Annotated in this window: 2 protein-coding genes; both read right to left on the reverse strand. The window is 31.0% G+C overall.

What is annotated here, in order from left to right; all coding sequences use genetic code 11:
* Window positions 1-177: 177 nt before the first annotated feature.
* The gene (locus Q0505_RS06840; RefSeq protein ID WP_299210505.1) at window positions 178-6,711 is read right to left on the reverse strand and encodes a non-ribosomal peptide synthetase; all 6,534 of its coding nucleotides are present in this window, start codon (window positions 6,709-6,711) and stop codon (window positions 178-180) included.
* A 190-nt stretch (window positions 6,712-6,901) separates the two neighbouring features.
* On the reverse strand, window positions 6,902-13,357 hold the full coding sequence (locus tag Q0505_RS06845) for a non-ribosomal peptide synthetase (protein WP_299210507.1): 6,456 nt from the start codon (window positions 13,355-13,357) through the stop codon (window positions 6,902-6,904).
* Window positions 13,358-13,485: the final 128 nt, after the last annotated feature.

The following is a 13,485-nucleotide window of genomic DNA, read 5'->3' on the forward strand; positions in this document are numbered from 1 at the left end:
TGATTATACGTTATTTTAAAAATTAGGAAGCACTAAGACTTTACACAAGCCTGAAATAAATTACTGACTGTGAGCTGTTTTAAAAATTAATTAATGCTGTTATTGTTAAAGCTGAATTCTATTCAGTGTAGAAGAATTGTTTTTATGTGAACTATTTATTTAAATAAAAATGAACCGCTAGATTAAAATTCTATCTGCTACGTCTTCCTCAACAATACTCGTATCTTGCCAAGATTGATTTTCTATTTCTGTAGCTAGCTCTGCGATATTAGGTTCTAAGAAAAGCTTAGTGATTTCTACTTTGATATCAAGCTTTCGCTGAATTTCTGAAGCTATCTTTACTGCTAATAGACTATGTCCTCCTAGATCAAAAAAGTTATCTAGTATCCCTATTTTTTCTTTTTGGAGTACTTTTTCCCAAATTGCTACCAATTGTTCTTGTAGTTCATCCGTAGGTGCTACATACGCAACTTTTGTTGATAATTTTCCTTCATCCAACTTATTTAAAGCCTTCCTATCTACTTTACCATTAGGTGTTATTGGAAACTCATCTAGTGTAACAAAGTAGGATGGAATCATATATGCTGGTAGTATTCCCTTTAAAAAACTTCTCAATTCAGATGATTCTAAGTTTTTATCAGATATCAAATATGCTACTAACAGTTTTTCAGATGTATTTACTTCTTTGGCTAATATAACGGCTACCTGTATATCTGGATGTCTTAATAAAGCATTTTCTACTTCACCAAGTTCTATTCTATATCCTAAAATCTTTACTTGGTCATCCTTTCTTCCTAAAAATGCAAAACTGCCATTAGGTAACCATCTCCCTAAATCACCTGTTTTATAAAGTATACTCTTCTTGACAAATGGGTTCTCTATAAATCTTTCTTGTGTAAGTTCCTCTTTATTAAGATATCCTTGAGTCACTCCAACACCTCCTATACATATTTCTCCAATAACTCCTTTGGGTTGCAAAGCATGGTTTGGATTAAGTATATGCATCTGCACTTGATCCATAGGTACACCTATATCTAAATTATCGTTTTCTTTTAAAATTTGCCTAGAGGACCATATTGTTGTTTCTGTAGGACCATAGACATTGATACTCTGAAAATGTTCTTTTTTCAAATTGTTATATGTATGATTATCTAATGCTTCTCCTCCAATTAACATGACTTTTAAACTACTTGGAAAAGAAATTTTAGTATCATATAATTGAATAAGTCTTGATGGAGTTAATTGTACAATATCTATTTGTTGTTCTTTTAACTTTTCCATAATCCTGAACGGATCATTGATGTCCTGATCTGAGAAAAGATGTACTTCTTTTCCCATACATAATCCTCCTAAAACTTCAAGAATAGAAATATCAAACGTAAAGCTTGCAGTAGCTGCTATACTCTTATAAGACGTTAGATGTAACTTGGTATCTAAGTTTGGAATAAATGCCACCAAATTTCTATTTGATACCATCACACCTTTAGGATCTCCTGTAGTTCCAGATGTATATATAACATATAATAAATCATCTGCTTGAATATTTTGATCTACTAACTCTTGAGAATATTTCGATTTTTTATTTAAAAAATCTTGAATGATTCTTTCATCTAAGCATATCTTATACTGACTATCATTTTTTATGTACAACTTTCTTTCTTCTGGATAGTTCTTATCAATAGGTACATAGATAGCGCCTAGTTTAATAATTGCTAGTATGCTAATAATAGACCACTCATTACGTGCTAGCATCATACCTATTAAATCTCCCTTAGATATTCCATACGATGTTTGTATAAATAGTGCTAGTTGGTTACTTATTACGTCTAATTCCTTGTACGTATATGTACTTTTTTCTACGACTAGTGCAATCTCATCAGAGGAGTGTTTAACTTGTTGCTTAAATAAATCTATTATTGTTTTTTCAGAGTCTTTTGTTTTCTCTTGATTATATATTTCTAATAATTCTTTCTTTTCTTCTGATGAAAGAATATCATTATTACTCATCTCTTTTTCAGGATTATGTAAATAACAATGAAGCATTCTATCAAAATATCCATGTAATTGTCCTAGAGAAATATCAGATGTTAGCTTTCGCGAAAGCTTATAATCAAAATTTAACGCTCCACCAGTAGCACTCAATGTTAAATCTAGCATGGTGTTAGTAGACTCGTAAGATTGATTTTTAAGAAATTTAAATTCTTCATCATTTTTTTCTTTAACATCTGCGCCAAAATCATCATAGATATGAAAATCTATAAAGTTAAAAAGCACATCAAAAAATGGATTCTTTTCATCTGTTCTCTCCTGTAAGATTTTTGAAATTTCAAATAGAGGCATTCTATCTTTACCTTTTAATTGGATTTGTTGTCTTTCTATCCCTTTGAAATATTCTAGCCAAGTTGCTTTCTTATAATTCTCAAAATTTATTCTAACTGGTAGTGTATTAAGAAAGCACCCTAATATTTTATCTCCATCTTCAACTACGGGTCTATTGTTAGATACTAATCCAACTACAACATCTTCTTCGTAGGTAAGCATTTTTAAAGCATACAAATATGATCCAAATAGCACTGTTTTTAAAGAAATATTATCTTGACTAGCACGCTCTTTAATCATATTTAAAAAAGTGACGTCATATCTTTTCATGAAATGATCTGTTGCTCTAGTATTAGAAAAAACATCTAAACGTTTATAATCAGACAATTCATCTTTCCAAAATTGTATGCTAGAGGTTCTTCTCTTTTCTATAATTTCTTGAACAACTGCTTCTTTATAACTGTATGCAAGAGCTGGTATGCTATACTTCTCATTATCAATGAGTTTATTGTAAATATCAAAAAGTTCTATATTAAAAGAAGCAACACTCCATCCATCTAGTATGGCGTGATGAAATTGAAATACAAAAACGCTTTGCGTAGATTCAATATCTATAATCGTTGCTCTCCATAATGGTGCTACTGTTAGATCAAATGGCTTTTTACGTTCATTCTGTACAAAGTCAGTAATATGCGCTTCCTGTTCTAATGCTGTCTTAAGAGAAATGTCTTGATATTCTATTTCTACAAGAGACTTTTTATAAATGATCTGTACTTGATCTTCATAATTTTCTATATCAAATCTGGTTCTTAGTATACTATGCTTTTCTACCATTAATTGTAATGCCTTTTCAAAAGACATTCTATCTAATTTTGGTATTTGATAGACAAATTGATCGTGATATACAGCACTCCCAGGATTAATTATAGAAGAAAAGACCATCCCTTTTTGAATATCACTCATTGGATAGACATCTGCAATAGCATCTGAATCTTTTATAGAATTAAAAACCTCTTCTTTAAGGGTTTTAAATTCTTCTTGAACCTGATTGTATAACTCTTTTTCTTGATTACTATCTTTCTCATTTATCAATTGTTGCGATAATTCAGATATATTTTGATATTTATATAATAAATCAACTCCTAGACGAACATTAAAGTGTTTATTGATCTTACTTATAAGTCTAATAGCTACGATAGAGTCTCCTCCTAATTGAAAGAAACTATCTTCAATACCTATCTTCTCATATCCTAATACATCAATCCATAAATCTACTAACGTTTCTTCAATTTGATTTCTAGGAGCCACGTATTGTTGAGATGAGATCTCATTTAAAGTTGGTTCTGGAAGTGCTTTTCTGTTTAACTTTCCATTAGCTGTAACAGGAATTTCAGATAGTTCAACAATTAATGAAGGAACCATATACGATGGTAAATTGTCTTTCAGATATTTATTTACTATATCAGTACGATAACCTTCTTTAGGAACTACGTATGCTATTAAACGTTGATTGCCTAATTGATCTTTTTTTACAACAACAATACTTTGTTGAACAACTTTAGATTGTTGCAAACTATTTTCTATTTCACCAATCTCTATTCTATTTCCTCTAATTTTTATTTGGTTATCTACTCGACCTATAAATTCTATACTCCCATCTGGCAACCATCTAGCGAGATCTCCTGTTCTATAGATTCGTTCTCCTTTTACAAATGGGCTTTCTAAAAACTTTGCTTTTGTAAGTTCTGGTTTATTTAAATATCCTTGGGCTACTTGTATCCCTTCTATAATAAGTTCTCCTATTACTCCTATGGGTTGTAATTTTAAATCTTCATTGGTAATATAGATGGAGGTATTGGCGACTGGATATCCAATAGACACAGAAGTGTTTACTCTTTTACTATCAGAAAGATTAATCGCAGTTACATCTATAGCAGCTTCTGTTGGTCCATAATAATTATGGATCTCTGTCGTCAAGAATAATTCTTTAAAATCTGTAACAACCTGTTCTGGCAATGCTTCTCCACTACACACTAAATGTCTAAGAGAGTTACAACTATCTATAGATACTTGCATTAAAAAAGCACCTAACATAGATGGAACAAAATGAATAATACTAATTGTATGTTCTTCTATAATTTCTTCTAGATATAGAGGATCCTTATGACCTTCTGGCTTTGCAAAAACCAGTGTAGCTCCTGTAATTAAAGGCATTATCAGCTCCCAAACAGAAACATCAAAAGTATATGGAGTCTTTTGTAGAAGTCTATCTTTATTTGTAATTCCTAAATCGTCTCTCATCCATAATAAACGATTAAATAATCCTGCATGATTATTTAAAACTCCTTTTGGATTTCCTGTAGATCCAGATGTATATATAACATAAGCAATATCTTCTGGCAATACTTCTGGTGCCGAAAACTCTTCCTGTATAGATGATAAATTATCTATACATATACGTATTGTATCTTCATCAATACACGTAGCATACCCGCTATCATTTTGAATATATTCAAGCCTTTGTTGTGGATAATCTGGGTCTATTGGAATATAGGTTGCTCCTAATTTCAATATTGCTAATATTGTTATTTGCATCCACTCACTACGGTGTAATTTTACAGCGACTAGATCTTGCTTTTGTATTGAAAATTCATTTTTAAGATAAACAGCCATCTTATTAGATAGACTCTCTAACTCATTAAATGTTATTTCTTCATCATCAAAAATAACAGCTATAGCATCTCCATTATTTTCTAATTGCTCTTTATAAAGGTCTAATATTGTTTTATTTTTAGGATACTCTTTTTGCGTATTATTAAACGTATGTAATAATGCCTTTTCTTCTTTTAATAATATATCTATTTCACCTATTGCTGAATTTGCATTACTTAGAAGTTTCTCAAGTAGGTTTGTATAATGAGATAAGAGCTTTCTAATTTTATCTTCTTCATATACATCTGTATTATAAATCACGCTAAATGAAAGGTCATTATCAGAATTCTGAAAACTAATTTCTAAATCTAATTTTGACTTACAAATTCCGCTATCAATAATGGATACTTCTTCTCTCTCTTCTTGATTTGCTACTGACGATTCTGTATTTGTTTCTTGAAAGTTTAATAAGATATCAAAAAGCTTATTTCTACTAGCATCATTCTCTAATTCTAACTTCTTTATTAATTTATCAAAAGGATACTCTTGATGTGTATATGCCTCAAGTGTTGTCTCTCTTATAGTATTCAAAAAATCAACAAAGCTTTGATTTGGGTCTATTTGATTTCTAAACAAAATAGTGTTTACGTAAAATCCTATTTGATCTTCTAGACTGGCTTGACTTCTACCTGCAACTGGAGAGCCTATAATAATGTCTTTATGAGATGTGTATTTATGAAATAAGATGTTCCAACTTGCCAAAATACCCATGAAGAGACTTGCTCCTTGTTCTGTACATTGTTTTTTAAATTGACGTACTATTTTAGTAGGTAAATGAACTTTTAATGAGCTTCCATTATGGGTCATTATACTTGGTCTTACCTTATTTGTTGGTAAGTCAATAATACTAGGCTCATCGTTAAACTTTTTAGCCCAATATTCTTCTTGAGCTAATTGTTTTTCATTATCAGACTGATCTTTCTGCCAGCAAGCATAATCCTTATATTGAATTTTTAACGCAGGGATCTCAATTTCTATATTTTGTGTATATGCTTCATAATATGTCAAGATATCTTTAGCTAAAACCTTTAAAGACCAACCATCACTAATGATGTGGTGCATATTGACATATAATACATATTTTGTATCTGACACTTTCAACAGACTTACTCTTAATAATGGTCCATTTTCTAAATCAAACTGCTTGTAGGCATCTTTTTCAATATATGCTTCTATATAGTCAGGTGTATTATTATTAGTACTACAATCAATAAATTGCATCGTAAAATTTAATGCATCACTTGATAATACACGCTGTCTTACTTCTCCTGAATCTGCAGTAATAAATACAGTGCGTAAGATCTCATGTCGATCTATTACAGCTAGGATTGCTTTTTCAAAACTCTCTACATCATACGTCCCATTTAACTCTGTTTGAAAAGGCATATTATATGCTACAGAACTTTCTGGAAATTGACTAAGAATCCATAATCGCTCTTGAGAAGAAGAAAGAGGGTAATCCTCCTGTTTGGGAGTATTAGGTATTTCAAGGTCATTTTTTTGAGATAAAAAACTTTGGAAATACACAACAATCTCTTTCTTATATTGTCGTATTAAATTAATATCATTCTCTTCTATATCAAGATCATCTACTTGTGATATTTCTAAGTTTTCCCCTGAACAACTTAGAAGAATTCCTTTTAATCTTAAGTCTTTTATTATATTTTGAATTTTATCCATGGTATCTTTTTTATTCTGAAGTGTAACGTATATTATTGGTGTGTCATTAGAATTAATCAATACAGCTTTGTTTAGTAAAAGAAGTAAAACCCTTTTTCTAGCAAGCTAGACTGAACTATTAAAAGATCATTATTTTAATAATCTTATAAATCCATATTTCATTCATACTTTCGTACCAACAAAACCATTTTTAAATAACTATCTTTTTTAAATCTTTCTTTTCTTGAGAAGTCCAAATACAGTTTTCAACACTAATAGCTAAGAATGTTATTGTTGGATTTACAAAAACCTGTTGGATATTAACTTGAGCATTAAACTCCTTTTTAATTTTAAAAATAAGATTCATTGCTTTTAGACTATTACCTCCTAACTCAAAGAAATTATCAGTAATACCTACTTTTTTAATATCTAGAACCTCTTCCCACATTTCTACAAGTCGCTTTTCTATATAGGTTTTTGGTGCTACATATTCTTTTTTGACAAAATTTTCAGGTATTATTTCGGGAAGGGATTTCTTATCTATTTTCCCTGTTGGAGTTAATGGAAAGGTTTCAATAAACTTATATACTCCTGGAACCATAAACTGAGGTAATTCAGATTTTAAAACCTTTCTAATTTCTGTCTTATCTATTTCTGTCCGTTTTCTTATGTATGCAGTTAGATATTGGCTTTCTTTAAATTCTTTAAGTAATACTACTGCTTCCGAAACGGCATCTATACTTTCTAGTTTACGTTCGATTTCAGAAAGCTCGATGCGTAATCCATTTAATTTCACCTGAGTATCTTTTCTCCGTAAAAATTCAATTTCACCGTTGGGAAGTAATCTCCCAATATCTCCTGAGTAATACACTCTACCATCTGAAGTAATTGGATCTTCTTTAAATACCTTTTTTGTTTGCTCATCTTTGTTAAGATATCCTAAAGACAAATAATCGCTCTTATATACTATTTCACCCTCCTGATACACCCCTAATTCATTGTCGTTTTCGTCTAAAAGATATACCGTTGTATTTAGCACCGGCTTACCTAAAGGAATGTTATTACTGTTTAAAATAGAATCGTGAGACAAAAATTTCTGCAAAGTAATTGTTGATTCTGTAGGGCCATAATCATTTACAAATAATGCTCCTTTTTTGAAGTGCTTTTTAAAATACTCAAAGTCTAATGCATAACAAGCTTCCCCGCCCATATCTATGATACGAACATCTTCAAAAACAGTATCATCACTTACACCTTTTAGAAAATATCGATACACTGTTGGTACCATGTGAAGTATTGTTATCTTTTCTGACACTAACCAATTAGACAAATTCGCTAATGCATCGTATTCATGAAGGTTATAGATAGAAATTTTTGCTCCATTTAGTAATGCTCCATAAATATCCTTTACAGACGCATCAAAACTATAGGTAGGTAATAAACTTATAATATCTTTTTCTGAGATATGAATGTTATTGGTATATACCCTAATAAAATGTAAAACATTCCTGTGGTTCTGAATCACTCCTTTAGGCTTGCCAGTAGAACCTGAAGTATATAATATATATGCTTCTGCTAATGGTTCAATTTTAATATTCAAATTAGGAATATCATCAATCTCTTCTTCTGATGAGACTGTCATAATTTTCATATCTGGTAATGAAGAACATAGATCATTTGCCAATTGTTGAGTATCCGGAGTACATAAAATTAAATCCACATTAGAATCTTCTAACATATACTTTATTCTATTCAATGGGTAATTAGCATCTATAGGTACATAGGTATTACCCGTTTTAAGAGTTGCTAACATTGTTAATACAGCAATATCTTTTTTATCTATTAACAAAGCAACCCTACGACAATCCTTAGTTACATTATGTATAATTTCATTGGCTACTCTATTAGCATTGTTATTAAGAGCTCGATAGGTCACTGATGTGTTTCCCATACGAATTGCTACCGCTTCTGGTGTTTTACAAACTTGTTTCTCAAAACGACTTACAATGCTTTGAGATACTTCCTGATCTTCATAGAATTGAAAATCATTAGTCGGCACCGGATCTTTCACTTCATATAAAAACTTTTTGAATACGTTTATATTCTCTATGGATTGACTTGTATTATCAACCGCTTGATTTATAATTGATACATATTCTTCTATCCAATATTGAATACTCGCCTCGGTAAACAACCCCTTATCATATACACAATTTATACAATAACTATTAGCATAACTCTTAAAATAAAACTCTATTTCAAATTTAGGAGGAGTGTTAAACTCTCCTTGAATCGAACTAAAATCCTTAATATCATTATCAGATTTTAAATCAAAATCTAACATGTTTAAAAATATTGGACTAATCGGAAAATTACTTTGAAGGCTTTGAAAGCCCAACTTTTCTAATAGGTGTTCAAAAGGATAATCTTGATTGACCAATCCATCCATCAATGTTTCGTGCGTAGTGTTTAAAAAATCTTTAAAAGACTTTTCTTTTTGTAACTGATTTCTAAGCATTAGCGTATTTAAGAAACAGCCTACTATATTCTTCAATTGATAGTGATTTCTATTTGCTACCGGAATCCCAACGGTAATATCATTCTCGGATGTTAACCTGTTTAAAAATATATTTACGGATGCAACAAATAATGAAAATATACTAACCTTATTTTCTCTCGCAACAGCATCAATTTTATTTTTAAGCTCTTCACTTAAAAAAGTGGTGTGATAGCCAGAAACAGTGTTATTATTTTTACCAGTTCTATCGTAATCTGCTGGTAATTGTAGGTATGGTACATTTCCTGATAGTTTAGTAGTCCAATAGTCTTCTTGTTTTCTTAAAGATTCATTCGTTATAATTTGATTTTGCCAATGTGCAAATTCTTTATATTGAATATCTAATTTTGGAATTTCTGGTTCTTTTCCATCAATTTTTGAATTATAAATTGTCATTAAATCTCTAAAAATAATCCCCATAGACCAGCCATCACTAATAATGTGATGTTGATTATATAATATATCATACCCGTTTTTGGTTTCGAGTAACGCTATTTTAAATAACGGGAACACTTCAAAATTAAACTCCTTATCAAAAATATCCTCCCTTGCTTGCTCTATCTCATCTAACCTATATACTGGACATTGTACTGGAGTTGGTTTTAATACCTTTTGTTTTGGAATACCATCTTTTTCTAAAAAGATGGTTCTTAACATTTCATGTCGCGCTATCAATTCGTTAAGCGATTGCTGAAAAATTTTGATGTTAACTTCTGGAGTCCACTCAACTCTATTATGAATATTGAATTCTATTGATCTCCCTTTTACTTTATAAAGCAACCAAAAACGAAGTTGCGTAGGAGATAAATCATAATAATCTTTATCTTTTAGAGGTTCAATCTCCTTGAGTTTTAATTTTGTTGATTTAGCTATTAAACGTGCATGAGATTCTAAAGTTGTCTGTTCATAAACATCTTTTAAATTGAGCTTTACTTCAAAAACTTTCTTATACTCATTAATTAGTTTCGTTACTATTAAACTATGTCCTCCCAAAGAGAAAATATCATCTTTGATACTTATTTTATCAACTCCAAAAACTTCCTTCCAGATTACGACCAGTTTTTCTTCTAACTTGTTAGTTGGTGAGACTAAAGCCTCTTGAATACAATCTTCTCTACCTATTTCTGGTAATAAACTGTTATCAATCTTACCATTTGATGTTAATGGAATTGAATCTAATCTTACATAATAATCAGGAACCATATAGTCTGGTAATTCCTGGGAAATAATCGATCGTAAATCTTGTTTATTTATTTCTTTGTGGGCTACTATATAGGCTACTAATATGGTATTATTAGCTATTATTTTTGCTACTACTACTACTTGTTCTATTTCTGACTGACATGAAATAACATGTTCGATCTCTCCTAACTCTATTCGATATCCACGAATCTTTACTTGATTATCTTTACGTCCTACAAACTCAATGTTACCATCAGGTGACCATCTCGCCAAATCTCCTGTCTTGTACATACGCTCATCTGTCTTAAATGGATGAGTAATAAACTTCTCCGCAGTCAATTCTGAACGATTTAGGTAACCTCTAGACAGACCTGAACCAGAAATACATAACTCTCCTTCAATTCTTATTGGCTGTAATGCTAAACCTTCTGACAAAATGTAAATCTCTGTGTTAGCGATTGGTCTCCCAATAGGAATACTATTATCACTACGATCACTGAGATCAAAACTTGTGGCAACTACTGTATTTTCAGATGGTCCATAATTATTATAGATTTTCAAAGCATGAGTCTCTTCTGATAATGTAAGAACTTCCCCGCCTGTTAATATCTTAGTATTTCTTAATTCCATCTTTTGTAGTGACAGTTCTTCACAAATCTTAGTAGGTAAATACGCATGAGTGATCTCATTATCATTTAAAAACTTCGTAAGAAAATGAACGTCATATCTAATCTCTGAATCAGAAATTGGATATAATGCGCCTCCTGATACTAAATAAGGATAAATCTCCCATACAGAAGCATCAAATCCAATACCAGCATATAAACTCCCTCTACTAGAGGTATCTAATTCATAGTTGTCAATATGCCAAAAACATAAATTTAAAACACTCTTATGTTCAATCATCACTCCTTTTGGTTTTCCTGTAGAACCAGAGGTGTAAATTACATATGCTAAATTAGAAGGCATAATAGCTACTGCAGGTATAGATTGTAACAGACCTTTGGTATCTTGAAAATCTGTTAATAATTTGTCATTAATCGCAAGCACGCAGTCGCTATCATCTTCTATATATTTAATACGTTGTTTAGGGTAATTAGGATCTATTGGAACATAAGCACATCCTGTCTTTAACACAGCTAATAAAGACACAACTAACAATTCACTACGATCCAATTTAACTGCAATTAAATCTTCTGTTTTAAGATCATAATTAGACAATAAGTAATGTGCTAATTGATTAGACATTATATCTAATTCTTTATAGGTAAGCGTTACCTCTCCAAATACAATAGCAACTGCATCTGGTGTTTTTTCAACTTGTGAGACAAATAAATCTACGATGGTTGAATTTGGATAATCATTGCTTGTTGTATTAAAATCAATTAGTAATTGAGACTTTTCTGCTACAGTTAAATAATCAATTCTAGTTATTTTTTGATCTGGGTTTTGGATAGCTTTCGTTAAAAAATTATCAAAATGTGTACATAAACGCTCTATAAAACTTAACTCATAAACATCTGTGTTATATTCTATATGGAGGTCTAACTGTCCTTTTACTTCTTTAAAACAAAAGCTAATATCAAACTTACTGAATGACTTATCTATATCCTCGTACGGAGATACTTCTACTCCATGTAAAGTCAAATCTTCCGATATTAATAACTCTTGCTGATTTTGAAACACAACGATTACGTCAAAAAGAGCCGATCTACTTATGTCTCTATTTAATTTTAATTCTTCTATTAACTTATCAAAAGGGTAGTCTTGATGAGAATATGCTTTTAGCAAGGTATCCTTCTGAATCGTTAATAGCTCTTCAAAACTAACGTCTTCTTCAAATGCTGTTCTAATAGCAAGTGTGTTTAGATATAAACCTATTTGGTTTTCTAAATCACTATGTTCTCTACCAGCTACCGGTGTTCCTAAGATAATATCTCTTGTATTGGTATATCTTGAAAGCAATCCATTTATACTGGCCATCAAGACCATAAACAATGTCACTCCGTTTTGCTGAGCATATCCATTAAGCTGTGATGTAAATTCTTTAGAAAATGAATAATCTATTCCTGAACCATTATACGTCTTTAGTTTTGGTCGCATCTTACTAGATGGTAATTCCAAAACTGGTAATTCCCCAGTAAATGTTTCTAACCAAAATGTTTTAGACTTTTCTAAAATTGCTAGTCTAGCATCGCTGTTTTGCCACTCTGAATAATCTTTGTATTGTATAGGTAATTCTGGCAACTCCATTTCCTGTCCTGTAGAGAATCCATTATATAGAATCATAAATTCTTTGTTCAACACCTCCATAGACCACCCATCTCCTATAATATGATGCATATTAAACATCAAGATATATTTCTCATTAGTAACCTTTACAACTTCTCCAATAAATAATGGCCCTTTCTCTAGATCAAAAACATGTCCTTGAATAACATCAAAATAGTCGCCGAAAACTTTATCTGTTTCATTACTTAAATCTACAAATTGCAATACTCCCGTATATTCTTTTACAGGTACTATATACTGTCCTAATGCTCCTTGATTATCTTCTTTAAAGATGGTGCGTAAACTCTCATGTCTTTCTATTAATTTAGTATAAGCTAATGATAATGCATCAATATCTATCTCTCCTTTATATTCAAACGCATCAAATATATTATATGCTGTATTACCTGTCTCAAATTGACTCAATGTCCATAAACGCTTCTGAGAAGAGGTAAGTGCATAATAGCCTTTCTCTTCTGCTTTAGGAATAGACTCTGTAAAAGAAAGTAATGTAATCAGTTCACTCTTATGTGCTTTGATTTTATTAACGACCTCAGTAGTTAGAGCTCCCTTAGGAGCGTTAATCTTAAGACTTCCATCTATAACCTTAAGTCCAATCTTTAATGACTGTAACGTATGTATTAAATGTTCTATCACTATATGATTTTTTAAAGTTAATTTGAAATGTAGAAATAGTTTCTGCGATTACGGCATCATGACTGTACTAAAACCCTCACCTCAGCCCTCCCTTAAAATAAGGGAGGAAACCAAAGTGATTCGGTCAT

It is taken from the genome of uncultured Dokdonia sp. (assembly GCF_937910895.1).
Classification (GTDB): domain Bacteria; phylum Bacteroidota; class Bacteroidia; order Flavobacteriales; family Flavobacteriaceae; genus Dokdonia.